Consider the following 25,738-nt stretch of genomic DNA (forward strand, 5'->3'; position numbering starts at 1 on the left):
GCGGTGCCGGGTAACGGCGGCCTATCAACCAAATGGTTGATCAGAGGAACAGTGCGCTGACCAACTCGGTACGGCTGCTCACACCTACCTTGCGAAACAGGTGGATCAGGTGAGTCTTGATGGTCGGCAAGCCCACCTCCAGCTCCCGGGCCAATTGCTTGTTGCTGACGCCTTGGCGCAGCAGCCAGGCAATCTGGCGCTCCTTGGGCGTCAAGTCGCCCAGTGGGTCCTCATGGCTAGGCAAATGGGCCGCGGCCAGTTGCAGCAAGGCCTGCAACGCGCTGAGCTGGCTTAGATGCTGACTGGTGAAGATGCCTTGCTCGGCGGTGCGCAACAACGAAATCGCGGCTTGGGGCTGACCGTCCCGATGGGCGAAGACTTCCACCACGTCGACCACGCCGTAGCGCTGTAGGAAGTCGTGATAACGATGGTTGTCACGTCGCGGTTGGCGGGTCATCGCCAGGCTCAACGGCACCACGGCCAACTCGCTGGACACGCAGTGGCGCGGATGCAGCGGATCAAATTGGCGATAGTTGTCCAGATAGTCGCGGTGCATCTCGCCGCTCATCCTGTGCAGACTGAAGTCGTGGACCTGCAGTTGCCGATCAACGCAGTAGAACGCCGCCCGGCTGACGGGAACGAGCTGGGTAAATGCGTGCAGGCACTGGCTGGCGATGTCCTGGGTGGGGATGAGGTTCATGGTCGCACCTTCGCCGAGAGGGCTGCCGGTCGGGCCGGCAGCCAAGTCCGATCAGGCTACCGCGAAGTAGTGCTTGACGAAACTCTCGCTGACCACTTCCCACAGCACCGGTGTGCCCTTGGTCACGAACCAGCTGTCGCCGGCCTTGTAGCGGGTGCTCTGGCCGGTGGCCTCGTCGGTGAGCACCACTTCACCGGTGACCACGGTGGCGTGTTCGGCGAAGGGATAGACCATCCGGAACTTGCCTTGGGTGGTACCGAAGTAGGCGCTGCTGACGGGGTCGGTTGGTGCGCCGAAGGTCATCTTGCCGAAGGCTTTGACTTCGCCTTCGAGAATCTGCGAACCGAGATCGGCGACGGTGCCCCAGGCGTCCAGGTCGGACAGCTGGATGTCTTTTTTGACGGTGATAAGGGGCATGGCAGTGACTCCTGATGATTAAAAAATAGCGAAGTTGGAAGGGGGGCTTGTGGTGAGGGATTTATCCCCGCTGGGCGCGCAGCGACCCCTGAAAAAACCTGCATCTGTGCTGCTTATGGGGCTGCTTCGCAGCCAGCGGGGATAAATCCCTCGCCACAGGGTGTATGTTCAGCCACTCATCTCAGCGACGGCCGTTCCAGTAGCCCGACAGCTGATGCCAGGACTTGCCGGCGGTCAGCAGCAATGGACGAATGGCGTCTTTGCCGATGATGGTCGGGCGCCGGATCGAGCTGACCAGGTCGTAGCGCGCCGAGCCTTCGCTCATGCCTTCGGCCAGCACCTTGCAGATGATGTGGCTCGGCGTGACGCCAAAGCCTGAGTAACCCTGGACGAAAAACGCGTTGCTGCGCCCGGGCAGGGTACCGATCTGCGGGAACAGGTTCGGGCTGCACGCCATCGGGCCACCCCAGGCCAGGTCGATCTTCACGTCCTTGAGGTACGGGAAGATCTTCAGCATCAGGCGCCGGTTCCAGGCCTTGAGATCCTGGGGGATGTGCTCCACCAACGGCGTCGCAGCACCGAACAGCAGGCGGTTTTCGTTGGTGACGCGGTAGTAGTCGATCACCGGGCGAATGTCACTGTAGGCACCGCGAATCGGGCTGATGCGCTGGATCAGTTCGTCCGACAACGGCTCGGTCATCATCTGGAAGGCGTAGGTGTTGATGGTCGAGCGATGCAGCTCCGGTTCCAGCTTGTTGAGGAAACTGTCGCAGGCCCACAGCAGCTTGCTGGCCCTGACCGAGCCGCGCCCGGTACGCACGGTGATGCGCTCGCCATAACTGACTTCCAACGCCGGGCTGTTCTCGAAAATCCGTACGCCGTGGCTGACCAGGGCCTTGGCCTCACCCAATAACAGGTTCAGTGAGTGCACATGCCCGCCGCCCATGTGCAGCAAGGCGCTGCCGTAGGCCTTGGAACCGATGATCTGCTGCACCTCGGAGCCGCCGAGAAACCGGATCTCGTGTTTGCTATTGACTGACTTGAAGTCTTTTTCCCAGGCCCGCAAGGTTTTCTCCTGGCGCGCGTTGAAGCCCATGTAGCCGTAGCCGTGGCAGAAGTCGGCATCGATGGCGTACTTGGCGATACGGTCCTTGATGATGTCGGCGCCCAGGTCGCTGATCTCGAAGATCTGGCGCAGGCCGTCTTCACCCACGTCCTTCTTGATCTTTTCCAGGTCATGACCGATGCCGGCCATAATCTGCCCGCCATTGCGCCCAGTGCCGCCGAACCCCAGGTAACGCGCCTCCAGCACCACGATGTTGGTGATGCCTTTTTCGGCGAGCTCCAGCGCGGTATTGATCCCGGAGAAACCGCCGCCAATGACCACAACATCGGCGTCCACGTCCTGTTCCAACGTGGGGAAGCTGAGGTTGTATTTCTTGGTGGCCGTGTAATAGGTGGGCGTTTCGATATTGATCATGACGCAACCTGACAAAGTGAAAGGAAACTCCGTTGCCACGCCTTCGCAAGGCATTGCAGGGGATGGCCCTATTAAGAGCCTTGGCAGGGCGCTTGTCTTGATCATCCGTGCCGGGGGATTTGACCGAGCGCGCCATGGCGCCGAAAGCTGCCCCATGAAAAGTACAATCTTGGATCTGGAAGGTGCATTTTTCACCCGCCTGTGATTGCCCATACTGGACCGGCCTTAATCACTGATCCCGCTGTTTGCGCAACCTCAGGTTGCCGGGCAGAGACGGGATTGGCAGATGCCAATAATAAAAGAGCCTGTCCATGAAAAAGCCAAACCCGCTGCTCGAAGACCTCAAGCCCCTCCTGCCGGTCATTGCCGCCAATGCCTTCCAGGCGGAGAAAGACCGTAGCGTCCCTGCCGAAAATATAGCCTTGCTCAAAAGCATTGGCATGCACCGGGCCTTCCAGCCGAGACCCTACGGTGGCCTGGAGATTTCCCTGCCGCAGTTCGCCGATTGCATCGCGCTGCTGGCCGGTGCCTGTGCCAGCACGGCCTGGGCCATGAGCCTGTTGTGCACTCACAGCCATCAGTTGGCAATGTTCCCGGCCAAGGCCCAGCAGGAAATCTGGGGCGATGATCCCGATGCCACTGCCAGCAGCAGTATCGCGCCGTTTGGCCGCACCGAGGAAGTCGAGGGCGGTGTGACGTTCAGCGGTGAAATGGGCTGGAGCAGCGGCTGCGATCATGCCGAATGGGCGATCGTTGGGTTTCGCCGTAAAAACGCCGAAGGCGCCCAGGACTATTGCTTTGCGGTGCTGCCGCGCAGCGACTATGAGATTCGCGATGACTGGTTCGCGGTAGGCATGCGCGGCAGTGGCAGCAAGACGTTGATCATCGACAACGCTTTCGTGCCGGAACACCGGATCCAGAAAGCCAAGGACATGATGGAGGGCAAGTCCGGCGGATTCGGCCTGTACCCCGATAGCAAGATTTTCTACTCGCCATACCGCCCTTACTTCGCCAGTGGTTTTTCCACGGTCAGCCTGGGCGTGGCCGAACGCATGCTGGAGGTCTTTCGCGAGAAGACCCGCAACCGCGTGCGGGCCTACACCGGTGCGGCAGTCGGTGCCGCTACCCCGGCGTTGATGCGTCTGGCCGAGTCGACTCATCAGGTGGCCGCGGCCCGTGCCTTTCTGGAGAAAACCTGGCAGGAGCACGCCGAATACGGTGAGCGCCACGAATACCCCAGCCAGGAAACCCTGGCGTTCTGGCGGACCAACCAGGGCTATGCCACCAAAATGTGCATACAGGCTGTCGACCGCTTGATGGAGGCGGCTGGCGGCGGTGCCTGGTTCGAAAGCAACGAGTTGCAACGACTGTTCCGCGACGCCCACCTGACCGGCGCCCATGCCTATACCGACTACGACGTTTGTGCGCAGATTCTCGGTCGTGAGTTGATGGGCCTTGAGCCTGATCCTTCCATGGTTTGACCGCCTGTTCGTTGAACCCTAGAACAATAATCGAGGCCGTCCCTTGAGGCGGCCGGGAGTCTTGCATGTCCAGTCTTTGTGATACCGCTTTCGATACCCGCGCGTTCCGCCGGGCCCTGGGTAACTTCGCCACTGGCGTGACCGTGGTCACCGCTGCCACTGAAGATGGCCGCAAGGTCGGTGTGACAGCCAACAGTTTCAACTCGGTGTCCCTGGACCCGCCATTGATCCTGTGGAGCATCGACAAGCGTTCGAGCAGCCATGGCGTGTTCGAAGCCGCCAGTCACTTTGCGGTGAACGTGCTGGCCGCCGACCAGATCGACCTGTCGAACAACTTCGCACGACCCAAGGAGGACCGCTTCGCTGAAATCGAATTCGAAACCGGCGAAGGCGGTGCCCCGGTGTTTGTCGATTGCTCGGCGCGTTTTCACTGTGAAAAATTCCAGCAGGTCGATGGCGGCGATCACTGGATCATGATCGGCAAGGTCGTGGCGTTTGATGATTTCGGACGCTCTCCATTGCTCTATCACCAGGGCGCCTACTCGATGGTGCTGCCCCACACTCGCATGACCAGACGGGAAGAGGGCCAGTCCCCCAGCAGTCACTTCCAGGGGCGCTTGAGTCACAATCTGTATTACCTGATGACTCAGGCGCTGCGGGCTTACCAGGCCAGCTACCAGCCGCGTCAGTTGTCTACCGGCTTGCGCACCAGTGAGGCACGAATGCTGATGGTGCTCGAGAACGATGCCGGGCTGAACCTGTGTGACTTGCAGCGGGAAGTGGCGATGCCGGCGCGCGAGATCGAAGAAGCCGTGGCCAACCTCAAGCGCAAGGGCCTGGTGACCGATGAAGGCGAGCGGGTACGCCTGACTGCCAAGGGCATGGATGAGACCGAAGGGCTCTGGGCCATCGCCAAGGAACAGCAGGACAAGGTGTTCGGCCAGTTCGGCGAGGCCCAGGTGGAGCATTTCAAAGCGGTGCTCAAGGGTGTGATCAAGGGCGCTTGAGCTGAAACATGCATCAAGGCTTGGCACCAACCCCTGTGGCGAGGGAGCTTGCTCCCGCTGGGCCGCGAAGCGGCCCCAACACTCCAAGCTCAGATTGCCTGACACTCCGCTGCGACTGATCCAAGGGCTGCTGCGCAGCCCAGCGGGAGCAAGCTCCCTCGCCACAGAGGCCTCGCTTGATCCAGATTCTGTGAACGGATGGTCCGACATGGGTTGGAAGCTGTTAAGATTTAGTTAACTCATTAACTAACTCTTCTCGCGAACCCCATCCATGCCCAAGCCGCGCCAATCCTTGACCCTGACCCTGCTCCAGGCCCGTGAAGCGGCCATGGGCTTTTTCCGGCCTTCCCTCAATCAACATGGCTTGACCGAGCAGCAATGGCGAGTCATCCGCATTCTTAGCCAGCACGATGAGCTGGAGATCAATCGCTTGGCCGAATTGGCCTGCATCCTCAAGCCCAGCATGACCGGCGTGCTGGTGCGAATGGAGGCGGCAGGCATGGTGGTGCGGCGCAAGGCTGAACAGGATCAGCGGCGAGTGCTGGTGCGCCTGGCGCCGCAAGGGCAGGCGAGCTTCGATTCGATGAGCCAGAGCATGGAAGCGAACTATCAGCGTCTGCAGGACAAGTTAGGGGAGGAAAAATTGCAGACGCTGCTGGGGTTGCTCAATGACCTGAAGGCGATCAGGCGCTGAGGCTGGTCTGCTTTTGTGGTGAGGGAGCTTGCTCCCGCTGGACTGCGCAGCAGGCCCAAAAGTCTTGAATTCACTGTCGGATTCAAGGGGGCCGCTTCGCGACCCAGCGGGAGCAAGCTCCCTCGCCACGGGGTTTGTGGTGCTGTCAGTACACACCGCCAGCCGCAGGCTTTGGTGTGTCCTTGAACGTCGCCGCCAATGTCTGCAAGCCCCGCATCAACACCGTCGTATCCACGCCCACCGCGACAAACGCCGCGCCGAGTTCGATATAGCGCCGGGCCAGTTTTTCATCGGCACTGAGAATCCCGGCTGCCTTGCCGGCCTGACGGATGCGGGCGATGGCGTCTTCGATGGCCGCTTGTACCTGCGGGTGGCCGGGGTTGCCGCGAAAACCCATGGAGGCGCTCAGGTCCGCCGGGCCGATAAAGACCCCATCGACACCGTCCACCGCGGCAATGGCGTCCAGGTTGGCCAGGCCCTCGCGGCTTTCGATCTGCACCAGCAAACACATCTGCTCGTCGGCTTTGTCGAGGTAACCGGGGATGCTGTTCCAGCGTGACGCCCGGGCCAGTGCGCTGCCGACACCGCGTACGCCATGGGGCGGGTAGTGGATGGCGCGCACCAGTTCGCGCGCCTGGTCGGCGCTTTCCACCATCGGCACCAGCAGGGTCTGCACGCCAATATCGAGCACTTGCTTGATCAGCGCCGTGTCACCGATCACTGGGCGTATCACCGGCTGGCTGGGGTAGGGGGCCACGGCCTGGAGCTGGCCGAGCAAGGTGCGCAAGTCGTTGGGCGCGTGTTCACCGTCGATCAGCAGCCAGTCGAAGCCGGCGTTGGCCGCCAGTTCCGCACAGTAGGCATCGGCTAACCCCAGCCACAGGCCGATCTGCGCCTCGCCGCTGCGCAGGCGTTGCTTGAAGGTATTGATGGGCATGTCCATGAAACGGTCTCCGATCAGACGAAACGGCAGGCGATGGAGCCGAGCATGTCGTAGTCGACATGGAAGGTATCGCCGGGGTTGGCTGCCACGGGGCGGGTGAAGGAACCACCGAGGATGATCTGTCCCGGTTGCAGGGTGACGTCATAGGCCGCCAGCTTGTTCGCCAGCCAGGCCACCCCTTTGGCCGGGTGATTGAGCACCGCCGCCGAGACGCCGGACTCTTCGATCACGCCGTTGCGGTACAGCACCGCCGGCACCTTGCGCAGGTCGATCTCGGTCGGGCGTACGGCGCGACCGCCCATGACCACGCCGGCATTGGCGGCGTTGTCGGAAATGGTGTCGAACACCTTGCGGGTCGCCTTGGTCTGCGGGTCGATCTGCTGGATGCGCGCATCGATGATTTCCAGCGCCGGAATCACCCATTCGGTGGCGTCGAGCACGTCGAACACCGTCACATTCGGGCCTTTCAAGGGCTTGCCGAGGATGAACGCCAGCTCCACTTCCACCCGCGGCACGATGAAACGCTCGAACGGGATGTCGGTGCCTTCGTCAAAGAACATGTCGTCCAGCAGCGCGCCGTAGTCCGGCTCGGTGATGTTCGACGACACCTGCATGGCCCGGGAGGTCAGGCCGATCTTGTGGCCGACCAGCTTGCGGCCGTCCTTGATTTTCTGCGCGACCCAGGCGCGCTGAATGGCGTAGGCATCCTCGATCGTGATGTCCGGGTGATCGAGGGAAAACTGCCGCACCTGCTCGCGGGAGCGTTCGGCATGGTCGAGGCGGGCGGCGGCTTGTTGGATGAGGTTCTGGTCAAGCATGGCAAGGGTCTCTTATTGAGGGTTGACGATGGCGGCCTGTGTGCGCAGCACCAGCAAGCCACCAAGGGCGATGAGCAGGGCCAGCACATACAAGGCGAGGCTGGCGCTCTGGGTGGTGTCGCGCATCCAGCCGATCAGGTAGGGCGCGAAGAATGAGGCGATGCTGCCGAAGGAGCTGATCAGCGCGATACCGGCGGCCTGGGTGCCGTTGGACAGGAAGGCTGGCGGCAGCTGCCAGAACATCGGCAACGCCGCACTGGCGCCCATGCCGGCGACAATCAGGCCGCTGAGCACCAGGATTGGATTGCCGGGTGAGAACCCGGTGACCGCAATGCCCAGCGCGGCCATCAACAGCGGTACGCACAGGTGCCAGCGACGTTCGCGATGGCGGTCGGAGGAGCGCCCGCAGCCGATCATGAAGAAACAGCCGGCCAGGTAGGGCACCGCGCTGAGCAGCCCGACCTTGCCGTCGCTGCCGATGCCGGCGCCATGGATCAGGGTGGGCATCCAGAAGGCCAGGGTATTCACCGCCAACATCACGGCAAAGTACACCGCCACCAACAACCAGACCTGCGGATTGTTGAGAATCGCCGAAAACGAGGTGATGGATTTGCGCTGTTCTTCAAGGCTCAGTTGTTCGCGCAGCTGCTGCTTGGCGTGCGGTGTGAGCCACTTGACCGTCTCGAAATCGTCCGGCAGGCATTTGAGCACAACAAGGCCGAGCAGGATCACCGGCAGCCCTTCGATGACGAACATCCACTGCCAGCCACGCAAACCGCCAACATCATGGAAGTGCTCGAGAATGCCGCCGGACAAAGGCCCGCCAATCACCCCGGCCATCGGCACGGCGATGGCGAACAACGCGGTCACCTGGGCCCGGCGCCGGGCCGGATACCAACGGTTGAGAAAGACCAGGATGCCAGGAAAGAAACCGGCCTCGGCCACGCCCAGCAGAAAGCGCAACACGTAGAAACCGGCGGCGCTGTCGATAAGGAACATGCCGGTGGACAAAGCGCCCCAGACCACCATCAGCGTGGCGATCCAGCGCCGCGGACCGACCCGGTCCAGGGCCATGTTGCTGGGCACCCCAAACAGCGCATAGGCGATGAAGAACAGCCCTGCGCCGAAGCCGTAGACCGTGTCGCTGAACTGCAGGTCGGCGCTCATCTGCATCTTCGCGAAGCCGATGTTGATGCGATCAAGGTGGGCAAAGAGGTAACAGACCAGCAGCAGCGGCATCAGCCGCCAGGTGATGGTGGCATGGGTGCGGTCGTGCGCGACGGTGCCGGCGGTGTTGGCGGTATGGGCTGTGCTCATGATCTTGTACTTTTTGTCAGAGAGGCCGATGGGGAACGCGAGGCAGACGGATTCAGGTGGCCTGGCCCTTGAGGAAGGCGTGGACGTTGTTGGCCTTGAAATTGAGCTGTTCGTGCAGCTCGATCATCTCGAACGACAGGGCCAGCAGGCGCTGGGCCTGGAGCTCGGCAAAGTGCGCGGTGATCACCTCGAAGAGTTTTTCCGCGACTTTCTGGCGCGTGGCCAGGTCGCGGCCGTGGCCGACTTTCAAGGTCATGTGTACGAAGGCGTAGTCGTGCTTGCCGTCGGCCATGCGCCAGGTGTCGAGGCGCACGCCCCGGCTGCGGATGCCGCCCAGGGGGAACACGCCGCTGTCGCCCAGCAAGGTGTGGACCTTTTCAAACAGGTCGGGCAGGTCGGCTTGTTGTTCGATGTTGTCGGTGTATTCAGCGATGAAATGCGGCATGGGGGCCTCCTGCGTCGGCAGCTTTGAGTGGTGAGCTACAAGCGGCAAGTTGCAAGCGATCAGCTTTTAGCTTGCGGCTTGCAGCTGCTGTTCAGACTGGAAAAATGGCGTTGATCTGTCCGGTGCCGGAGCTGCCAAAAGGCTCGGTGATGATTTCGGCAGGCTTGTCGTAGTCCGGCCCGCCGAGCAACCCCAGCAGCATCGCCGTGTCATGCATCTTGCCTTCGCCGAAGCAGTGTTCGGCATAGTCCGGGAGCATCGCGCAGAACTCTTTCCAGCGGCCCTGGCGCCACATCTCGACGACGTGCAGGTCGACCTGCTTGTCGAACTCCCGCGTCCAGTTGTGGATGTTGGCTTCAGCGTTGCGATCGTCGGAGAAACGGTGCGACAGCGAGCCGGACGCGAGCACCAGGACCTTGCGGTCGCTTTTTTCGATGGCCCGGCGCACGGCGGCGCCGAAGGTGAAGCTGTCTTGCAGGCGGTGCCAGGCGCACCAGGCAGCAATCGATACGACGTCGAATTTCTGTTCCTGAGGGACGTCCATGTGCATGTAGCGCATCGGCACCAGCGTGCCGTATTCCAGTTCAAGGCTTGGGATGTTGTGGGCCAGGGTGCGCACATCGGCGGCATTGGCCTCGGCGGCGATCAGCTCGCCCAGTTCCGGGGCGCCTGAGTATTCGTACTCCATGTTCTTGATGAAGTGCGGCAGCTCGTTGCTGGTGTAGATGCCCTTGAAGTGCGCGCCGCTGTTGACGTGATAGGCGCTGTTGACCAGCCAGTGCACGTCGAACACCACGGCGGCGTCGGCCCCCAGCTCACGGGCGCGACGGCCGATTTCCTTGTGGCCGGCAATCGCGGCGGCGCGGCAACCGTGGTGCTTGCCGGGCAGCTCCGACAGGTACATCGAGGGAACGTGGCAGATTTTCGCAGCCAGGACGACTTCGCCCATGATGATTCTCCTGAAAAGATTGTTCTTGTTGGATCTTGGATAATCGGTGAATCGGGTGTTGATGATGAGTTGTGGCGAGGGAGCTTGCTCCCGCTCGATTGCGCAGCAATCGTCAGGAAAAGCGGGGCTGCTTCGCAGCCCAGCGGGAGCAAGCTCCCTCGCCACAGGGTTCATCACTTACCTTGGGTTAAACACCCCATCGCGGTATGTGATGACTGCCCATGGAGATGCAAACGTTCTTGATCTCGGCAAACACTTCAAAGCTGTACTGTCCGCCTTCGCGGCCGGTTCCGGAACCCTTCACGCCGCCGAAAGGCTGGCGCAGGTCGCGCACGTTCTGGCTGTTGATGAACACCATGCCGGCCTCGATGCCATGGGCCAGGCGATGGGCCTTGCCAATGTCCTGGGTCCAGATGTACGAAGCCAGGCCATATTCGGTGTCGTTGGCCAGTTGCAGGGCCTCGGCTTCATCCTTGAACGGGATCAGGCACACCACCGGGCCGAAGATTTCTTCCTGGGCGATGCGCATCTTGTTGTTGACGTCGGCGAACACCGTCGGCTGGATGAACTGGCCACGGCTCAGGTGGGCAGGCAAATTGGCCGGACGCTCCAGGCCACCGGCCAGGAGGGTGGCGCCCTCTTCGAGGCCGATCTTGATGTAGCCGGTGACCTTGTCGTAATGGGCCTGGGTGATCATCGAACCGACCTGGGTCTTCGGGTCCTGCGGATCACCGACGATCAGGCGTTTGGCGCGGGCGGCAAACTCGGCCACGAATTGCGGGTAGACGCTTTCCTGGATGAAGATCCGGCTGCCGGCGGTGCAGCGTTCGCCATTGAGGGAAAAAATGGTGAACAGCGCGGCGTCGAGGGCGCGTTCCAGGTCGGCGTCTTCGAAAATCAGTACCGGCGACTTGCCGCCCAGTTCCATCGAGTACTTTTTCAACCCGGCGGTCTGCATGATTTTCTTGCCGGTGGCGGTGCCCCCGGTGAAGGAGATCGCCCGTACATCCGGGTGGCGCACCAGCGCGTCGCCGGCGGTGGCGCCGTAGCCTTGGATCACGTTCAATACGCCATTGGGAATGCCGGCCTCGACGGCCAGGCGCCCCAACTCGTTGGCGGTCAGCGGCGACAGCTCGGACATCTTCAGCACGGCCGTGTTGCCCAGGGCCAGGCACGGCGCCGTTTTCCAGGTCGCGGTCATGAACGGCACGTTCCAGGGCGATACCAGCGCGCAGACACCCACCGGTTGGTACAGGGTGTAGTTGAGCATCTGGTCGTCGACCGGATAGGTGTGACCGTCCATTCGCGTGCAGACTTCGGCAAAGAAATCGAAGTTGTGGGAGGCCCGCGGGATCAGCACGTTCTTGGTCTGGTGGATCGGCAAGCCCGTGTCGAGGGTTTCCAGTTCGGCCAGTTGCGGCACGTTCTGCTCGATCAGTTCACCGAGCTTGCGCATCAGCCGGGCGCGTTCCTTGGCCGGGGTATTGGCCCATTTCGGAAACGCTTCCTTGGCTGCCGCGACCGCTTGGGCCACTTCCTCGGCGCCGCCGCTGGCGACTTCGCCGATGGCCTCGCCGGTGGCGGGATTGTAGTTGACGAAGACGTCTTTGCTTTCGACCTCACGGCCGTCGATCCAGTGTTTGATCATGCTGCTCAAGCCTCTTTACGGGATGCGAAGAACTCGGCTTCGCTGACAATTCGATTGACCAGGCGACCGACGCCTTCCACTTCCACCACCACTTCATCACCGGGCACCACGTCCGCCAGGCCTTCCGGCGTGCCAGTGGCGATCATGTCGCCGGGCTGTAAGGTCATGAAGCTGGACAGGTATTCGATCAGGTACGGGATATCGAAAATCATGTCCTTCGTGCTGCCTTCCTGGCGCAACTGGCCGTTGATCCAGGTGCGCAGCTTCAGGTTGCTCGGGTCCGGCACATCGGCCACGTCGACAATCCATGGGCCGACGGGCGTTGTCGCGTCACGGTTCTTCACCCGCAGGTTGGGGCGGTAGTAGTTTTCCAGGTAATCGCGGATCGCGTAGTCGTTGCACACGGTGTAGCCGGCCAGGTATTCCAACGCATCCTCGCGCTTGACGTTGCGCGCCGCTTTGCCGATGACCGCCACGAGCTCGCACTCGTAGTGCATGTAGGCGACGTTGTCGGGACGCCAGGTCGCCTGGTTGTGGCCGGTGTAGGTGCCGGGGGACTTGATGAATGCCAGGGGCTCGGTCGGCGGCTTGAACGCCAGCTCGGCGGCGTGATCGGCATAATTCAGGCCCAGGGCGAACATGCTGCCGGTGGCCGGTGGCAGCCACTGGACCTGGTCCTCGGCCAGCAGGCGACCGTCCGCCAGGCGTACAGCGTTGTGAGCTTCAACGGTGACGGCTTGATCCTGGCCTTCAAAACGAATGCGCGCGTGTTTCATGAACCTGCTCCTGTTTCCTCGGCCACGATGATATTGACCAGACGCCCCAGGCCGCTGATGTCTACTTCGACACGGTCACCGGGCAGTACGTCGACCCGGCCTTCAGGCGTGCCGGTGATCAGCACGTCGCCAGCATGCAAGGTCATGAACTCGCTGATCTCGGCGATCAGTTGGGGGATGTTGCGAACGAAGTTGGCGGTGCTGTTCTGCTGGCGAACCTCGCCGTTGACGTACAGCGTGATCGCCAGGCTGTGAGGGTCGGACACCTGAGTGGTGGGCACCAGTTCCGGGCCCATGGCGCAGAAGCCGTCCCGGCACTTGGCCTTGACGGCGGGGCGGTAATAGCTGTCTTCCGGGAGGCTGAATTCATTGATGAGGGTGTAGCCGGCCACGTAGTCCAGGGCTTCGGCGGCGCTGACGCGACTGGCTGACTTGCCCATGACCACGCCAAGCGCCGGCCCTGGTTGCAGTGTTTCGCTGCGACCGGGGTGAACCACCTCGGCACCGTGCCAGTTGCGGGTGTTGGGGGTCTTGATGAACAGCACGGGCTTGAGCGGCGGTTTTTGGTAGGGCGGTTGCTCGAACTCGGCGAGGCGCTGTTTCAGCAGCCCCTGGTAGTTCAGCGCGACCCCGAACAGGGTGCCGGTCGCGACGTCATGCAGGGCTCGGCTCATGCTTGTCTCCTGGCGATGCAGAGGGTGAGGGCTCTGCGGTTATTGTTAATGTGTTAACAGTTATAATTAAGATGTTAACTATCGTCAAGCGTGACAGAATGAGCGGGCACTGGTTGCCTTGCCGGATTCGGTGCAGGATGAATGCGGCAGGTATCTGGACCAGAATAAGAAAATGAGTACTGCGTGATGACTGACCGTCAGCCGATCCCCAACATCAACATTGGTCAGGTGTACGACCAGCGCTACAGCGATGCCGAAGTGCATTACGACCGACTCGCCAACCTGGCGGATTTTTTCGGTCGCAACATGCCGGTTCATCGTCACGACCGGTTCTTCCAGGTGCACTACGTCAAGAGCGGCACCGTGCGCGTATATCTCGATGACCAGCAGTACGTCGAATCCGGGCCGATGTTCTTCCTCACGCCACCGACCATTCCCCATTCCTTCGTGACCGAGGCCGACAGTGACGGCCATGTGCTGACGGTGCGCCAGCAATTGGTGTGGCAGTTGATCGACGCCGACCCGAGCCTGGCGCCGGCGGGCGTGCAAATGCCGGCGGCCTGCGTAGCGCTGGCGCAACTGGGGCCTGGGCAGGCGGGGGAGGTGCGGCGGTTGGAGTACCTGTTCGAGGAGTTGAGTGAGGAGGTGACGGCCGGGCGCCCGGGGCGCAGCGCAACACTGGACGCATTGACGCGGCTGATCATGATCAGCCTGCTGCGGTTATGTTCCAACTCCCTGGAGGCCAGGCCGGCCCGGCATGAAGACCTGAAGATCTTTCACCGCTTCAACGAGTTGATCGAGGCCCACTACCTTCAGCATTGGCCGTTATCGCGCTACGCCGAAGGCATCGGCGTGACCGAGGCGCGCCTCAATGACGTGTGCCGACGCATCGCCGACCTGCCTTCCAAGCGCCTGATCATGGAGCGGCTGATGCAGGAGGCCAAGCGCCTGTTGCTGTTCACCGGCAGCTCGGCCAATGAAATCTGCTACCAGCTCGGGTTCAAGGACCCGGCGTATTTCAGTCGGTTTTTCCAGCGTTACGCTCAACTCACGCCGGGGGAGTATCGCCAGCGGCAATCAGGGTTGCGCTGAGCGCTTGCAGCCCTGTGATAGCGACACTAAGCTGCCGACTCGCCCATCCACACAGTTCGAACATGGCCAACCCCAGACCCTCATTGACCCTGACGCTGTTGCAAGCCCGCGAAGCGGCGATGGCTTTTTTTCGACCGGCGCTGAACCAGCATGACCTCACGGAACAACAATGGCGGGTGATCCGCATCCTGCATCAGCAAGGGGAGCTGGAAAGCCATCAGCTCGCCCACCAGGCGTGCATCCTCAAACCGAGCATGACCGGTGTACTCAGTCGCCTGGAGCGTGACGGTCTGGTGCGGCGGCAGAAGTCCAGCCAGGATCAGCGGCGGGTCTTTGTCGGGCTGACCGAGCGCGGCCAGCAGTGCTTCGTGTCCATGAGCGAGGGCATGGAAGGCAACTATCGACGGATCGAAGAGCAGTTTGGCGAGGAAAAGATGGAGCAGTTGCTCGGGTTGCTCAATGAGCTGAAGAACATCAAGCCCTGAGGTTTGAGCCACAAGCCATGAGTAGCCATCCGCTTTTGTGGCTAGGGAGCTTGCTCCCGTTCGACTGCGAAGTAGTCGCAAAACCAGCCGACCGGTGACTGAACGAGTGGGAGGGGGCAGGGGGCTGCTACGCAGCCCAACGGGAGCAAGCTCCCTCGCCACAAAATCGCTTCACACCGCGCTACGTTCACGCAACTCCTGCAACCGATCAGCCCCGCCTTCAGCCACGCGATTCTCGATCAAGCGATCGGAGCCGCCCTCGGCCACGCGATTCTGGATCAAACGATCAGACCCGCCTTCAGCCAGTTGATGCGCAGCCTGGGCCGGGGCGCTTTTTGCCGAGGCTGCGTTCGACAGGCCGACGCCGCCAACCAGTGTCAGGGCGATTGCAAGAGACGAAAGTTTCGAGAAGTTGAACATGGTGATTCTCCTTGCGCTTGATTGAGTGGGCCGGTGGCAACGAACGTGTTGCTGTCCGGTGATCACAGTTAAACGCGCAGATGTATCGACGATGTGTGCCAAGAAGGGACGAAATCCATCATTTCGTATCAGGCCGCGTTTCCTATACAAACCGATACAAATCTTGTTGGTGTGGCAGCTCAATGCGATGAAAAACGCCAATTGTCTGGTCGATAATCGCACGCTTTGCAGTGTGCGCCTGCCTGGGATATTGACCAAACTAACCGGGTGGTACATTTTAGCGACAGCTGTCTCGCCCGACGAGGCAAAGACCATAATAAAAATAGAGGAATACCCATGCCTACCCGAGCACCGCAAGCTTTCTCCTTGATCTGTCTTTGCAGCGCATCTTCCAGTCTCCCAGGTTCGATCCTATAGCGACCCCATGCTGTTGCGGTTTTATCGCGCCAGTAGGGTGTGGGCGCTCGACAAGCCTCTGAGGCCTTCAAGATGACAAAAGTGGTGAATCTGTATTTCAAGCTGCTCAAGCTGCTGATCGTGCTATGCATGCTCGCGATGATCTTGCTGGTGTTCGGCAATGTGGTGCTGCGCTATGCCTTCAACTCGGGCATCAGTGTGTCGGAGGAGCTGTCGCGCTGGTTCTTCGTCTGGATGATTTTTCTCGGTGCCCTGGTGGCGCTCAAGGACCGTGCTCACCTGGGCATGGACAGCCTGGTCAAGCGCTTGCCGCCGGCAGGCAAGCGTATCTGCCTGGTCATCAGTCATCTTTTGATGTTGTACATCTGCTGGCTGATTTTCAGTGGCAGCTGGCAACAGGCTGCGATCAACCTGAATGTCGTTGCTCCGGCGTCAGGATTGTCCATGGCGCTGTTTTATGGTGCCGGCCTGGTGTTTGGCGCCAGTGCCGCAGCGATCCTGCTTTACGAGCTCTACCTGGCGCTGTTCGGCAAGCTGGGGGATGACGAGTTGGTGATGGTCAAGGACAACGATGCCGAGGTGCTCACCCATGACCCCATTGCCCATAACCCTACAAAGAGTACCCGCCCATGACGCTGGTTATTTTCCTCGGGTCTCTGGTGGGCAGCATGGCACTGGGCATGCCCATCGCGTTTGCCTTGCTGGTGGTCAGTGTGGCGTTGATGTTCTACCTGGATCTGTTCGACGCGCAAATCATCGCCCAGAACCTGCTCAACGGCGCGGACAGCTTCCCGCTGATGGCCGTGCCGTTCTTCATGTTGGCCGGCGAAATCATGAACGTCGGCGGCCTGTCCAAACGCATCGTCAATATTGCCATGGCGCTGGTGGGGCATAAGCGCGGAGGCCTGGGGTACGTGGCGATCATCGCTTCCTGCCTGTTGGCTTCGCTCTCCGGTTCGGCCGTGGCCGATGCGGCGGCACTGGCGGCTTTGTTGGTGCCGATGATGGTGCTGGCCGGGCACAACCGGGGGCGCTCGGCCGGGCTGATCGCCGCCGGTAGCATCATCGCACCGGTCATTCCGCCGAGCATCGGTTTCATCGTCTTTGGCGTGGCGTCCGGGGTGTCGATTTCCAAGCTGTTCCTGGCCGGTATTGTGCCGGGCCTGATGCTGGGGGCTTCGCTGGCTGTTGCCTGGTGGTACATCTCCCGCAGCGAGAACGTCGAGACACCGCCCAAGCGTTCCCGTGCCGAAGTGCTGCGCACGTTGCTCGACGGCAGTTGGGCGATGGGCCTGCCCTTGATCATCATCCTGGGCCTCAAGTTCGGCATCTTCACCCCCACGGAAGCCGCCGTGGTCGCGGCGGTCTATTCGCTGTTCGTGTCCTTGGTGATCTACCGGGAAATGAAAGTCAGCCAGTTGTACGAAGTGATTCTGTCCTCCGCCAAGACCACCTCGGTGGTGATGCTGCTGGTGGCGGCGGCCATGGTTTCATCGTGGTTGGTGACCATCGCCGATCTGCCGGGCCAGTTGGCGGAAATGCTGGCGCCCTTCATGGACAACCAGACCCTTCTGTTGCTGGTGATGATGGCGCTGATCATCCTGGTGGGGACGGTGATGGACATGACCCCGACCATCCTCATCCTCACCCCGGTGCTGATGCCGGCGGTCATCCAGGCGGGGATCGACCCGGTGTACTTCGGCGTGCTGTTCCTGATCAACACAGCCATCGGCCTGATCACGCCTCCCGTGGGCACGGTGCTCAACGTGGTCTGCGGGGTGGCGAAGCTGGACTTCGAGGAAATCGTGCGTGGGGTGTGGCCGTTCATGTTTGCGCAGTTTGTGGTGCTGTTCTTGTTGGTCCTGTTTCCGCAATTGGTCCTGGGACCGTTGAAATTCTTCACCGGATAACACCGGTGCTGGCTAGCTCGACCTTAAAACAATAATGATCGGAGAGTGACATGGGACAACTGATGAAAACCCTGTTGGCCGGGGCGTGCGCAACGGGACTGCTGCTGGGTAGCGTGGTCAGTCACGCAGATGAAATCCGCGAACGCACCTTGCGATTCGCCTTCCAGAACGTCAAGGAGCATCCGCAAGGCCAGGGCGCGCAGAAGTTCGCCGACCTGCTCAGCGAGAAGAGTGGTGGCAAGATCAAGGTCCGCCTGTTCCCAGGCGGTACGCTGGGCGGTGATGTGCAAACGGTGTCGGCGTTGCAGGGCGGCACGCTGGACATCACCGTGCTCAACTCCGGCATCCTGGCCGCCCAGGCACCGGATTATGCCATGCTCGATTTCCCGTTCCTGTTCAACAACGTCGAGGAAGCCCATGCGGTCATCGATGGCCCGGTCGGACAGAAACTGGCCGCGCAACTGGACAGCAAAGGGCTGGTCGCGCTGGGTTATTGGGACCTGGGTTTTCGTAACCTGACCAACAGCAAGCATCCGGTGACCAAGCTTGAAGACATGCAGGGCTTGAAGATTCGCGTGATCCAGTCGCCGATCTACCTGGAGACCTTCTCCGCCCTGGGTGCCAACCCGGTGCCGATGGCGTTCCCCGAGGTCTACACGGGCCTTGAGCAGCACACCATCGACGGTCAGGAAAACCCGTTCACCGTGATTGAGGGCAACAAGTTCTACGAGGTGCAGAAGTATCTCTCCGTCACGGGCCACATCTTCAACCCGCAGTCGTTGATCATCAGCCAGAAAACCTGGAACCGTCTCAACGACGATGAGAAGGCGATGATTCGCTCGGCTGCCACTGAGGCACAGAAGTTCCAGCGTGAAGTCACGGCGGCGAGCATGGACAAGGCCAAAGTGACGCTGGCCGGTGCCATGACCGTGAACGAAGTCACCCCGGCGGAGAAAGATCGCTTTCGTGAGCGGGTGAAACCGGTAGTCGACAAGTTCGCCAAATCCTTGGATGCCGACCTGGTGAAGACGATGTACGAGGAAATCGCCAAGGTGCGCGCGGCACAGTGAGGCGAATGGGCCTGTCCGGAGCAGACCCCGTCACAGGTCCCTTATGGGAGCGAGCTTGCTCGCGATTGCAGTGTGTCAGTCGACATCAATGCGGCTGACCTGACGCCATCGCGAGCGAGCTCCCACAGGGCTTTGTTTCTCAGCGAACGATCATTGGGCGGCGGGAACGGCCAACCACTGCCCAATCACTTTCTGGTAGCTGCCATTGGCCTTGCTCAAGTGCAGCCACTGATCGACGTACATCTTCCAGGTGTTGTCATCCCGAGGCAGCAGGTAGGCCTTCTCGCCATATTGCAGGTAGCGGGTCGGGTTGACCGCGCACAGGCCGGGCTTGAGTTTTTGCTGGTAGAGCGCTTCTGACGCGTCGGTAATCATCACGTCGGCCTTCTTGTCCAGCAGTTGCTGGAAGATGGTCACGTTGTCGTGGAAGTTCAACTGGCCGTTGGGCAGGAACGCCCGGACGAAGGCTTCGTTGGTGCCGCCGGCCGGTTCGACAAGACGCACCGAAGGCTGGTTCATCTGTTCGAGGGTCTGGTAGCGCTCCTTGTCTTCGCAACGCACCAGCGGGATCTTGCCATCCACGTCCAGGGTGTCACTGAAATAGGCTTTCTTCTGGCGCTCCAGCGTCACCGAAATCCCACCCATGCCGATGTCGCATTGACCGGCAACCATATCCGGCATCAGGGTTTTCCAGGTGGTTTGTACCCATTGCACCTTGACGCCCAGGCTGGCGGCCAGCGAGCGCGCCATGTCGATGTCGATGCCTTCGTATTCGCCGGTTGCGGTTTTAAAGGTATAGGGCTTGTAGTCGCCGGTGGTGCACACCTTCAGTTCGCCGCGTTGCAGGACCTGGTCCAGTAGCGAAGGTGTCGGTTCGGCCAAGGCGCCGCAAGAGAGCGCCAACAGGCCACAGAACGTCATCGAACTTGTTATGGTTTTCATCGTGAGGGGACGTCTCGTAGCGGAGGGAAACAAGATCAGGGAGTGTAGTAAAAGTGTTGGCAGGCTGTCACTGGAGCATGGCTGACGAACCGTCAGCAGGCAGCGGTCTCAACGGGGGCGCTGCAAGCTTGCAAGGTAGGCGCAGAACATATCGGCCATGGCATCGCTGTAGATGGCAACGTCCGCAGGAGAGCGGGGCGCTGATGAGAAGCGCTTACCCACGGCACTGAGCGTGCTGATGATCAGGTCACCTGCCAGGGTACGGGTTTGTGCCGGTGCGTCTGGCAATGCTTGCAGCATGAAAGCATCCACCGACTGCTGCACCGACATCCGCGCGGCCTGGTGCTCGGGAGCGTCGCGGTAGAGCGGGGCGGCGTCGTTGAGGGCGACGCGTATCTGGGCTTCGTCACATTCGGACTGGATGAACGCCTGCACCAGGGTACGCAGGCGCTCGAAGGGCGGCTTGAGGTTGTCTTCAAGGATCTCGCGCAGCATATCGCTGGTTTGCCGCCATTCATCACTTTGCAGGCGGAACAGGATCGCCGCTTTGTTCGGGAAGTACTGGTACACCGAGCCGACGCTCACGCCAGCTCGCTCGGCAACCCGGGCCACCGTGAAACGTGCCGCGCCCTGGGTCGCCAGAACCTGAACAGCCGCTTCCAGAACCGCGGCGACGAGCTCGGTGGAGCGTGCCTGTTGCGGCTGTTTACGCGAGGAAATCTGCGGGCTTGAGCGTTCGGACATGTGGGCATGAACCTCGGCAGGGAATGCGAATAGGAAATGCGACGGATTGTTCGTATCTTGAATGCGACGAATTGATCGCATTCTAGTCGGCTCCACCGGCAGCGTTCAACGTCATATCGCATCCTTTCCGTGGGTAGGGTTATGACACAAGACAATATTCATCTCGGCGCTTCTTCGGCGCCTAAGGCAGCCGTCGAGGCCAATCCGACACTCAAGCTGTCGCCGCTCACTCTGACCGTATTCATCGGTTTCCTCACGATCGGCATGCAACTGCCTGTCTTGCCCCTCCATCTGCACGACGCGCTGGGCATGGGCACGCTGGTGATTGGCCTGGTGGTCGGGGCACAGTTCGCCGCTGCGCTGTTGTCACGGGCCTGGGCCGGCAATTTTGCCGACATGCGCGGTGGGAAACGCGCCGTCATGACCGGGCTGGTGACAGCCGCGGTTTCAGGGCTGGTCTATCTGCTTTCCCTGGCGTTCGTTGCTGCGCCAGTCACGTCGGTCTGGCTTTTGTCTGGCGGTCGGGTGCTGCTGGCAATTGGCGAAAGCCTTATTGTCACAGGTGCGCTGGGGTGGGGCATCGGCCTGGTGGGGGCACAGCATGCCGGCAAGGTCATGGCCTGGAATGGCATCGCCATGTACGGCGCCTATGCCCTGGGCGCTCCGCTTGGCGTGGCGTTGAATGGCGGCTGGGGATTCACGGGCATTGCCATGGCCTCGATGTTCATTCCTCTGTTGGCCTTGGCGATTGTCGCGGGCGTGCGCGCTGTCGCCCCTACGGCAACCCGGCGTACACCGTTCTACACGATGCTCGGTGCTGTATGGGTTCCCGGCATGGGGTTGGCGTTCTGCAGCGTCGGCTTTGGTGTCGTCACGGCGTTCATTGCCCTGTTATTCGCGGCCAGGGATTGGGGCAACGCTTCCTTGGCGTTCACGGCGTTCGGTGTGGCTTTCATCGCTGCTCGCCTGCTTTTCGGGCACCTTCCGGACAAGATTGGCGGCGCTCGCGTCGCGCTGGTCTGCGTATTGATCGAAACCGTTGGGTTGCTGCTGATCTGGAGCGCCGACACCGCGACCATGGCTTATTTGGGGGCGGCTTTCACTGGCTTCGGTTATTCCCTGGCGTTTCCCGGCTTCGGCGTGGAAGCGGTACGGCGTGCGCCACCGCAGGCACGCGGTCTCGCCATGGGGGCCTACGTCGCGTTTCTTGATATTTCCCTGGGCATCACCAGTCCGCTGGCCGGTTTGTTGGCGAGTGGCTGGGGTATTGGTGCGGTTTACCTGGGCGGCGCCATTGCCGTTGGGCTGTCTTTCGGGGTGGCCCTGATGTTGCTGAGAGGACGGCAAGCACAAGTTCAATACAAATTCTGAGTCTTCGATGGGTTATAGAAGATTTTCGGTTCGGTTTTTTTAGAACAGGAGCGTTGCATATGCACGTATTCGTTACCGGTGCCACGGGCTGGGTTGGGGCGTCCGTGGTACAGGATCTGATCGCCGCCGGGCATCGGGTCACGGGCCTGGCCCGATGCGAAGAAAAAGGCGCGACACTGGCTGCGACAGGCGCGAAGGTGGTTTCAGGCACTTTGGATGATCTCGAGATCTTGCACGGCGCAGCCTCGGCGGCGGACGCGGTGATTCACACGGCGTTCAATCATGATTTCTCGCGATTTGCCGAAAATGCCCAGCAGGACCGCCGCGCCATCGAAACGTTGGGCGACGCGTTACGAGGCTCCGACCGGCCGTTGCTGGTGACATCGGGCCTGTTTGGATTGACGCGGGGTGCGAGTGAACTGGAAGTGGTGAGCCCGGCCTCGCCCCGCAAGTCCGAAGCCGCCGCCCGGGACCTGGCCGAGCGTGGGGTGCGTGTGGCGACGGTGCGACTGGCGCCCTCGGTCCATGGCCTCGGCGACCATGGGTTCGTGCCGATCCTGATTCGCCTGGCCCGGGAGACGGGCGTTTCGGCCTATCTCGGTGACGGCGTCCATTGCTGGTCGGGCGTGCATCGACTGGACGCCGCACGGGTCTATCGGTTGGCGCTGGAACAGGGCGTGACGCAATCCGTCTACCACGCCGTCGCCGACGAGGCCGTGCCGTTCAAGGACATTGCCCAGGCGATCGGTCGTGGCCTGGGGTTGCCGGTGGAATCCCGCGAGCGCGAGCATTTCGGCTGGTTCGCCCACATGGCGGGCGCGAACATGGCAGTGTCCAGCGCGTACACCCGTGCCTTGCTGGGCTGGATGCCAAGCGGCCCGGGGTTGTTGGATGATCTTGACCAACCAGGCTATTACCACGCCGATTGAAATGAACGATCTGTGGCGAGGGAGCAAGCTCCCTCGCCACAAAGGCCTAGCGCGAAATGATCCCGTGGTCGATCGCGTATTTCACCAGGGCTGCGGGCTTGTCGATGTTCAGCTTGCGGCGAATGCTCAGGCGATGGGTTTCGACGGTGCGTACGCTGATGTCCAGTTCACGGGCCATTTCCTTGTTGTTCAGGCCCTGGACCATTTTGGACAACACCTGGCTCTCGCGCGGCGTCAGCTCGTTATCGGTGTGCGGGTCGGTGGCGAGCCGCTGGGCGATCTCCGCACTGTAGAATGTGCCGCCGCTGATGATAGCTTCGATGGCCGCGACGATTTCCCGCGACGGCGCGTTCTTGAGTACGTAGCCGCTGGCGCCGGAGCGCACGGATTCGCTCACGTACTCGTAATTGTCATACATGCTGAGGATGAGGATCTTGAGGCTGGGGTATTGCTTGCCCAGCAGCCGGGTCAACTCGAGCCCGTTCATGTCCTTGAGGCTGATGTCCATCAGCAGCAGGTCCGGTTGACTGCGACCGACCATTTCGATCGCTTGCGCGCCGTTCTCGGCTTCGCCCACCACGTCCAGTCGGGGCATTACGGACAGCAGCGCCTTGATGCCGTCGCGGACCAGGGAATGATCATCGACCAGCGCGACACGAATCACTGGAGGCAGGTTCATCGGCAGGTGCTCTTGTTGGAAGGGGTGCGCATCAGTTTTCCGTTACCGAGAGGTTCATGGGCAGCAGGATATCCAGTTCGCTTCGTCCCGGTGCCGAGGTCACTTCCAGGCGTCCGCCGAAATGCTCGACCCGTTCCCGGATATTGCGCAGGCCGATGCCGGCGTGGCCGCGTTCTACTTGCGGGACGTTGAAGCCCATCCCGTCATCCACGACCGTCAGACGCAAGGACTGGCTGGAGCCGAACAGGGTGATGCCGACACTTTTCGCCCCGGCATGGCGCTCGATATTGGTCAGGGCTTCCTGGGCAATGCGGAACAGCGAGACAGGGGCGCCATTTTCCAGGCGGCAATCGAATTCGTTGCTTCGGTAGGACACCTCAAGCCCGCTGCGCTGTTGGAACTCGGTCGCGAGCTGGCCGATGGCGGCGGGCAGGCCCAGGGTGTCGAGCAGGGACGAGCGCAAGTCGTGGGAGATGCTACGGATCTCGCCGATGGCTTCGCCCAGCCGGTCGGTCGCATTCTTGAGGATGCCCAGGCCGTTTTCCTGGCCGTTTTCCAACACATGGCTGGCCAGTTCGAACTGGAATTTTATCGACACCAGCAGTTGGCTGATGCCGTCGTGCAGCTCGCGCGAGACCCGCGAGCGTTCTTCTTCCTGCAAGCTGACGATACGCTGGTTCAGCCGCTGCAGCTTTTTATCGGCCAGGCGATGTTCGCTGACGTTGAGGGTCATGCCGCCGGCAAATACCAGCAGGACCGCCACCAAGGCGATCGCGGCGATGGCTTGCATGGTGCTGTGGATGCCATGGGCAACTTCGTCGCGGGCTTGCTGGGTGGCGCGTTCGACATCCTCCAGGTAAATCCCGGTACCGAGCATCCAGCCCCATTGATCGAGCATCACGACATAGGCCAACTTGTCGGTCACCTGGCCGGAGGAGGGCTTGTTCCAGGCGTAGCGCTGGAACCCTTCGCCTGACTCGGCACTCTTGAGCAATGCCTGGATGACCGGCAGGCCGTGGGGATCCTTCATGTCCCAGAGGTATTGCCCCACCAGTTCCGACTGGCGGGCATGCATGAGGCTGCGGCCCTGGCGGTCGTACACGAAAAAATAACCGTTTATGCCGAAGCTGAGCTTGCGCAGTTCTTCCAGGACCTGCTGTTGCGCGCGCTCGTCTCCCCGGCCGTTGTCATACAGCGGGGCGATCAGGCTCTGCGCCATCTCGACATAATTCTTCAGCTCAGCGCGCTTGCTCGCCAGGATGCTGTCTTCGATCAGTTGCGCCTGTTGATCGCCCAACTGGCGATTGAGCGAGATCACCAGGGCACAGATGACCGCGATGGCCAGGACCAGCGGCAAAATCCCAAGGGCGACGATTTTGTGTTTGAGCAGCATCTGTACTCCTGTCCGGACTCGGCGGGGAGGCGAATGGCGGCATCATATGCCAAACCCATGGATGAGGCATAAAACCTGTGGCGCAAGACATGTGGGAGCAAAGCTTGCTCGCGACGCTGGCGCCGCGGTGTATGAAAGACCGTATTGACTCTCTCGCGGGCAAGCCTTGCTCCCACAGGGGGAATTGGGGTTCTACGTAGTACTACGGATTTATTTATTGACCCGTTGCAGGGATATTGGGCCGGCTCCGAATAGCCGGGGCACACTATAAAAACAATCGCCGCAATCCACTGGATATCGGCAGGAGACACGCAATGACAACCCGTCTGGTTAAACACCTCGCCTGGTTTGCCGTCGCCGTTCTGGGGGCCTGTGCGTTGAGTGTCGTGGCCTTGCGCCGCGGCGAACCCATCAACGCCCTCTGGATCGTCGTCGCAGCCGTGGCCATCTACTTGGTCGCCTACCGCTACTACAGCCTCTTCATCGCCAACAACGTGATGCAACTCGATGCGCGCCGGGCCACCCCCGCCGTGCTCAACAACGATGGCCTGGACTACGTCCCGACCAACAAACACATTCTCTTCGGCCACCACTTCGCGGCCATTGCCGGCGCGGGGCCGCTGGTCGGGCCGGTGCTGGCGGCGCAGATGGGCTACCTGCCCGGCACGCTCTGGCTGATCGCCGGCGTGGTGCTGGCCGGTGCGGTGCAGGACTTCATGGTCCTGTTCCTGTCCACCCGCCGCAACGGGCGGTCCCTGGGTGACATGGTCCGGGAAGAAATGGGCCGTGTCCCTGGCACCATCGCTCTGTTCGGCTGCTTCCTGATCATGATCATCATCCTCGCGGTGTTGGCGCTGATCGTGGTCAAGGCCCTGGCCGAGAGCCCGTGGGGCATCTTCACGGTAATGGCGACCATCCCGATCGCGATGTTCATGGG

27 protein-coding genes are annotated in these 25,738 nt (G+C 61.2%); 11 read left to right on the top strand and 16 right to left on the bottom strand.

Going from position 1 to position 25,738, the window contains the following annotated elements:
* Positions 1-40: 40 nt before the first annotated feature.
* The 3 genes from BLU76_RS06935 to BLU76_RS06945 form a co-directional block, all read right to left on the bottom strand.
* Positions 41-700, bottom strand: a complete 660-nt coding sequence (locus BLU76_RS06935; protein ID WP_092141256.1) for a helix-turn-helix transcriptional regulator — start codon at positions 698-700, stop codon at positions 41-43.
* A 51-nt stretch (positions 701-751) separates the two neighbouring features.
* Positions 752-1,117 carry a cupin domain-containing protein gene (locus BLU76_RS06940; protein WP_092141253.1) on the bottom strand — a complete coding sequence of 122 codons (366 nt, stop codon included), beginning with the start codon at positions 1,115-1,117 and terminating at the stop codon, positions 752-754.
* Between the two features lie 181 nt (positions 1,118-1,298).
* Positions 1,299-2,597: an NAD(P)/FAD-dependent oxidoreductase gene (locus tag BLU76_RS06945; protein WP_092141250.1), complete on the bottom strand. Its 1,299-nt coding sequence runs from the start codon at positions 2,595-2,597 to the stop codon at positions 1,299-1,301.
* A 311-nt stretch (positions 2,598-2,908) separates the two neighbouring features.
* Here BLU76_RS06945 and BLU76_RS06950 point away from each other — a divergent pair, with 311 nt between their 5' ends.
* The 3 genes from BLU76_RS06950 (at position 2,909) to hpaR (BLU76_RS06960) (ending at position 5,779) form a co-directional block, all read left to right on the top strand.
* A complete protein-coding gene (locus tag BLU76_RS06950) occupies positions 2,909-4,078 on the top strand; it encodes a p-hydroxyphenylacetate 3-hydroxylase oxygenase component (RefSeq protein ID WP_092141247.1) in 1,170 nt (389 codons plus the stop codon).
* 65 nt (positions 4,079-4,143) lie between these two features.
* Positions 4,144-5,085 (top strand): p-hydroxyphenylacetate 3-hydroxylase reductase component, encoded by a 942-nt coding sequence (locus tag BLU76_RS06955; RefSeq protein ID WP_092141244.1) that lies wholly within the window; start codon positions 4,144-4,146, stop codon positions 5,083-5,085.
* Between the two features lie 271 nt (positions 5,086-5,356).
* On the top strand, positions 5,357-5,779 hold the full coding sequence (hpaR, locus tag BLU76_RS06960) for a homoprotocatechuate degradation operon regulator HpaR (RefSeq protein WP_092141241.1): 423 nt from the start codon (positions 5,357-5,359) through the stop codon (positions 5,777-5,779).
* 145 nt (positions 5,780-5,924) lie between these two features.
* Here the strand turns inward: hpaR (BLU76_RS06960) and hpaI are convergent, their stop codons facing one another.
* The 8 genes from hpaI to BLU76_RS07000 all read right to left on the bottom strand — a co-directional run bounded on the left by hpaI (position 5,925) and on the right by BLU76_RS07000 (position 13,349).
* On the bottom strand, positions 5,925-6,722 hold the full coding sequence (gene hpaI / locus BLU76_RS06965; RefSeq protein ID WP_063321382.1) for a 4-hydroxy-2-oxoheptanedioate aldolase: 798 nt from the start codon (positions 6,720-6,722) through the stop codon (positions 5,925-5,927).
* A 14-nt stretch (positions 6,723-6,736) separates the two neighbouring features.
* Positions 6,737-7,540 carry a 2-oxo-hept-4-ene-1,7-dioate hydratase gene (gene hpaH / locus BLU76_RS06970; RefSeq protein ID WP_003201609.1) on the bottom strand — a complete coding sequence of 268 codons (804 nt, stop codon included), beginning with the start codon at positions 7,538-7,540 and terminating at the stop codon, positions 6,737-6,739.
* 12 nt (positions 7,541-7,552) lie between these two features.
* Positions 7,553-8,857: an MFS transporter gene (locus BLU76_RS06975; protein WP_092141238.1), complete on the bottom strand. Its 1,305-nt coding sequence runs from the start codon at positions 8,855-8,857 to the stop codon at positions 7,553-7,555.
* Between the two features lie 52 nt (positions 8,858-8,909).
* Complete coding sequence (locus tag BLU76_RS06980; protein ID WP_092141235.1) at positions 8,910-9,302, bottom strand: tautomerase family protein; 393 nt, start codon at positions 9,300-9,302, stop codon at positions 8,910-8,912.
* A 91-nt stretch (positions 9,303-9,393) separates the two neighbouring features.
* Positions 9,394-10,251, bottom strand: a complete 858-nt coding sequence (gene hpaD / locus BLU76_RS06985; RefSeq protein WP_092141232.1) for a 3,4-dihydroxyphenylacetate 2,3-dioxygenase — start codon at positions 10,249-10,251, stop codon at positions 9,394-9,396.
* Between the two features lie 187 nt (positions 10,252-10,438).
* A complete protein-coding gene (gene hpaE, locus BLU76_RS06990; RefSeq protein WP_092141229.1) occupies positions 10,439-11,899 on the bottom strand; it encodes a 5-carboxymethyl-2-hydroxymuconate semialdehyde dehydrogenase in 1,461 nt (486 codons plus the stop codon).
* Between the two features lie 5 nt (positions 11,900-11,904).
* On the bottom strand, positions 11,905-12,675 hold the full coding sequence (locus BLU76_RS06995; protein WP_063321376.1) for a fumarylacetoacetate hydrolase family protein: 771 nt from the start codon (positions 12,673-12,675) through the stop codon (positions 11,905-11,907).
* The gene (locus BLU76_RS07000) at positions 12,672-13,349 is read right to left on the bottom strand and encodes a fumarylacetoacetate hydrolase family protein (protein ID WP_092141226.1); all 678 of its coding nucleotides are present in this window, start codon (positions 13,347-13,349) and stop codon (positions 12,672-12,674) included. The genes BLU76_RS06995 and BLU76_RS07000 overlap by 4 nt, the downstream gene beginning before the upstream one ends.
* A 186-nt stretch (positions 13,350-13,535) precedes the next feature.
* On the opposite strand from BLU76_RS07000, the gene hpaA reads away from it, so the two are divergent.
* Together hpaA and hpaR (BLU76_RS07010) are read left to right on the top strand one after the other, a co-directional pair.
* A complete protein-coding gene (gene hpaA, locus BLU76_RS07005; RefSeq protein ID WP_018613304.1) occupies positions 13,536-14,441 on the top strand; it encodes a 4-hydroxyphenylacetate catabolism regulatory protein HpaA in 906 nt (301 codons plus the stop codon).
* Between the two features lie 62 nt (positions 14,442-14,503).
* Positions 14,504-14,926 carry a homoprotocatechuate degradation operon regulator HpaR gene (gene hpaR, locus BLU76_RS07010; protein ID WP_063321373.1) on the top strand — a complete coding sequence of 141 codons (423 nt, stop codon included), beginning with the start codon at positions 14,504-14,506 and terminating at the stop codon, positions 14,924-14,926.
* Between the two features lie 171 nt (positions 14,927-15,097).
* On the opposite strand, the gene BLU76_RS07015 is transcribed toward hpaR (BLU76_RS07010), so the two are convergent.
* On the bottom strand, positions 15,098-15,346 hold the full coding sequence (locus tag BLU76_RS07015; RefSeq protein WP_092141223.1) for a phage infection protein: 249 nt from the start codon (positions 15,344-15,346) through the stop codon (positions 15,098-15,100).
* A 489-nt stretch (positions 15,347-15,835) separates the two neighbouring features.
* Here BLU76_RS07015 and BLU76_RS07020 point away from each other — a divergent pair, with 489 nt between their 5' ends.
* Genes BLU76_RS07020 through BLU76_RS07030 form a run of 3 tightly spaced genes read left to right on the top strand, consistent with a single transcriptional unit; the run spans position 15,836 to position 18,743 of the window.
* Positions 15,836-16,396, top strand: coding sequence for a TRAP transporter small permease (locus BLU76_RS07020; protein ID WP_092141220.1), 561 nt, complete (start codon positions 15,836-15,838; stop codon positions 16,394-16,396).
* Positions 16,393-17,673, top strand: coding sequence for a TRAP transporter large permease subunit (locus BLU76_RS07025; RefSeq protein ID WP_092141217.1), 1,281 nt, complete (start codon positions 16,393-16,395; stop codon positions 17,671-17,673). Before BLU76_RS07020 ends, BLU76_RS07025 begins: the two co-directional genes overlap by 4 nt.
* Positions 17,674-17,723: 50 nt before the next feature.
* On the top strand, positions 17,724-18,743 hold the full coding sequence (locus BLU76_RS07030) for a TRAP transporter substrate-binding protein (protein WP_092141214.1): 1,020 nt from the start codon (positions 17,724-17,726) through the stop codon (positions 18,741-18,743).
* A gap of 150 nt (positions 18,744-18,893) precedes the next feature.
* Here BLU76_RS07030 and BLU76_RS07035 read toward each other — a convergent pair whose 3' ends face one another.
* Together BLU76_RS07035 and BLU76_RS07040 are read right to left on the bottom strand one after the other, a co-directional pair.
* Positions 18,894-19,685, bottom strand: coding sequence for a transporter substrate-binding domain-containing protein (locus BLU76_RS07035; protein WP_063321368.1), 792 nt, complete (start codon positions 19,683-19,685; stop codon positions 18,894-18,896).
* Positions 19,686-19,793: 108 nt separating this feature from the next.
* A complete protein-coding gene (locus BLU76_RS07040) occupies positions 19,794-20,429 on the bottom strand; it encodes a TetR/AcrR family transcriptional regulator (protein ID WP_092142694.1) in 636 nt (211 codons plus the stop codon).
* Positions 20,430-20,570: 141 nt separating this feature from the next.
* Here BLU76_RS07040 and BLU76_RS07045 point away from each other — a divergent pair, with 141 nt between their 5' ends.
* A complete protein-coding gene (locus BLU76_RS07045; RefSeq protein WP_092141210.1) occupies positions 20,571-21,800 on the top strand; it encodes an arabinose transporter in 1,230 nt (409 codons plus the stop codon).
* 59 nt (positions 21,801-21,859) lie between these two features.
* The gene (locus BLU76_RS07050; protein WP_092141207.1) at positions 21,860-22,729 is read left to right on the top strand and encodes an SDR family oxidoreductase; all 870 of its coding nucleotides are present in this window, start codon (positions 21,860-21,862) and stop codon (positions 22,727-22,729) included.
* Between the two features lie 46 nt (positions 22,730-22,775).
* Here the strand turns inward: BLU76_RS07050 and BLU76_RS07055 are convergent, their stop codons facing one another.
* Positions 22,776-23,408 (bottom strand): response regulator, encoded by a 633-nt coding sequence (locus BLU76_RS07055; RefSeq protein ID WP_063321366.1) that lies wholly within the window; start codon positions 23,406-23,408, stop codon positions 22,776-22,778.
* 31 nt (positions 23,409-23,439) lie between these two features.
* A complete protein-coding gene (locus tag BLU76_RS07060; protein ID WP_013693309.1) occupies positions 23,440-24,801 on the bottom strand; it encodes a cache domain-containing protein in 1,362 nt (453 codons plus the stop codon).
* 314 nt (positions 24,802-25,115) lie between these two features.
* On the opposite strand from BLU76_RS07060, the gene BLU76_RS07065 reads away from it, so the two are divergent.
* A partial coding sequence (locus BLU76_RS07065) for a carbon starvation CstA family protein (RefSeq protein WP_305882114.1) occupies positions 25,116-25,738 on the top strand: 623 nt, incomplete at its 3' end.

The organism is Pseudomonas sp. NFACC08-1 (genome assembly GCF_900106735.1).
In the GTDB taxonomy this organism is placed as follows: Bacteria; Pseudomonadota; Gammaproteobacteria; order Pseudomonadales; family Pseudomonadaceae; genus Aquipseudomonas; species Aquipseudomonas fluorescens_Q.

Excerpts from the sequence above, each read along its gene's own strand:
- BLU76_RS06935 (WP_092141256.1), bottom strand. The coding sequence starts at position 700 with ATGAACCTCATCCCCACCCAGGACATCGCCAGCCAGTGCCTGCACGCA.
- BLU76_RS06940 (WP_092141253.1), bottom strand. The coding sequence starts at position 1,117 with ATGCCCCTTATCACCGTCAAAAAAGACATCCAGCTGTCCGACCTGGAC.
- BLU76_RS06945 (WP_092141250.1), bottom strand. The coding sequence starts at position 2,597 with ATGATCAATATCGAAACGCCCACCTATTACACGGCCACCAAGAAATAC.
- BLU76_RS06950 (WP_092141247.1), top strand. The coding sequence starts at position 2,909 with ATGAAAAAGCCAAACCCGCTGCTCGAAGACCTCAAGCCCCTCCTGCCG.
- BLU76_RS06955 (WP_092141244.1), top strand. The coding sequence starts at position 4,144 with ATGTCCAGTCTTTGTGATACCGCTTTCGATACCCGCGCGTTCCGCCGG.
- hpaR (WP_092141241.1), top strand. The coding sequence starts at position 5,357 with ATGCCCAAGCCGCGCCAATCCTTGACCCTGACCCTGCTCCAGGCCCGT.
- hpaI (WP_063321382.1), bottom strand. The coding sequence starts at position 6,722 with ATGGACATGCCCATCAATACCTTCAAGCAACGCCTGCGCAGCGGCGAG.
- hpaH (WP_003201609.1), bottom strand. The coding sequence starts at position 7,540 with ATGCTTGACCAGAACCTCATCCAACAAGCCGCCGCCCGCCTCGACCAT.
- BLU76_RS06975 (WP_092141238.1), bottom strand. The coding sequence starts at position 8,857 with ATGAGCACAGCCCATACCGCCAACACCGCCGGCACCGTCGCGCACGAC.
- BLU76_RS06980 (WP_092141235.1), bottom strand. The coding sequence starts at position 9,302 with ATGCCGCATTTCATCGCTGAATACACCGACAACATCGAACAACAAGCC.
- hpaD (WP_092141232.1), bottom strand. The coding sequence starts at position 10,251 with ATGGGCGAAGTCGTCCTGGCTGCGAAAATCTGCCACGTTCCCTCGATG.
- hpaE (WP_092141229.1), bottom strand. The coding sequence starts at position 11,899 with ATGATCAAACACTGGATCGACGGCCGTGAGGTCGAAAGCAAAGACGTC.
- BLU76_RS06995 (WP_063321376.1), bottom strand. The coding sequence starts at position 12,675 with ATGAAACACGCGCGCATTCGTTTTGAAGGCCAGGATCAAGCCGTCACC.
- BLU76_RS07000 (WP_092141226.1), bottom strand. The coding sequence starts at position 13,349 with ATGAGCCGAGCCCTGCATGACGTCGCGACCGGCACCCTGTTCGGGGTC.
- hpaA (WP_018613304.1), top strand. The coding sequence starts at position 13,536 with ATGACTGACCGTCAGCCGATCCCCAACATCAACATTGGTCAGGTGTAC.
- hpaR (WP_063321373.1), top strand. The coding sequence starts at position 14,504 with ATGGCCAACCCCAGACCCTCATTGACCCTGACGCTGTTGCAAGCCCGC.
- BLU76_RS07015 (WP_092141223.1), bottom strand. The coding sequence starts at position 15,346 with ATGTTCAACTTCTCGAAACTTTCGTCTCTTGCAATCGCCCTGACACTG.
- BLU76_RS07020 (WP_092141220.1), top strand. The coding sequence starts at position 15,836 with ATGACAAAAGTGGTGAATCTGTATTTCAAGCTGCTCAAGCTGCTGATC.
- BLU76_RS07025 (WP_092141217.1), top strand. The coding sequence starts at position 16,393 with ATGACGCTGGTTATTTTCCTCGGGTCTCTGGTGGGCAGCATGGCACTG.
- BLU76_RS07030 (WP_092141214.1), top strand. The coding sequence starts at position 17,724 with ATGGGACAACTGATGAAAACCCTGTTGGCCGGGGCGTGCGCAACGGGA.
- BLU76_RS07035 (WP_063321368.1), bottom strand. The coding sequence starts at position 19,685 with ATGAAAACCATAACAAGTTCGATGACGTTCTGTGGCCTGTTGGCGCTC.
- BLU76_RS07040 (WP_092142694.1), bottom strand. The coding sequence starts at position 20,429 with ATGTCCGAACGCTCAAGCCCGCAGATTTCCTCGCGTAAACAGCCGCAA.
- BLU76_RS07045 (WP_092141210.1), top strand. The coding sequence starts at position 20,571 with ATGACACAAGACAATATTCATCTCGGCGCTTCTTCGGCGCCTAAGGCA.
- BLU76_RS07050 (WP_092141207.1), top strand. The coding sequence starts at position 21,860 with ATGCACGTATTCGTTACCGGTGCCACGGGCTGGGTTGGGGCGTCCGTG.
- BLU76_RS07055 (WP_063321366.1), bottom strand. The coding sequence starts at position 23,408 with ATGAACCTGCCTCCAGTGATTCGTGTCGCGCTGGTCGATGATCATTCC.
- BLU76_RS07060 (WP_013693309.1), bottom strand. The coding sequence starts at position 24,801 with ATGCTGCTCAAACACAAAATCGTCGCCCTTGGGATTTTGCCGCTGGTC.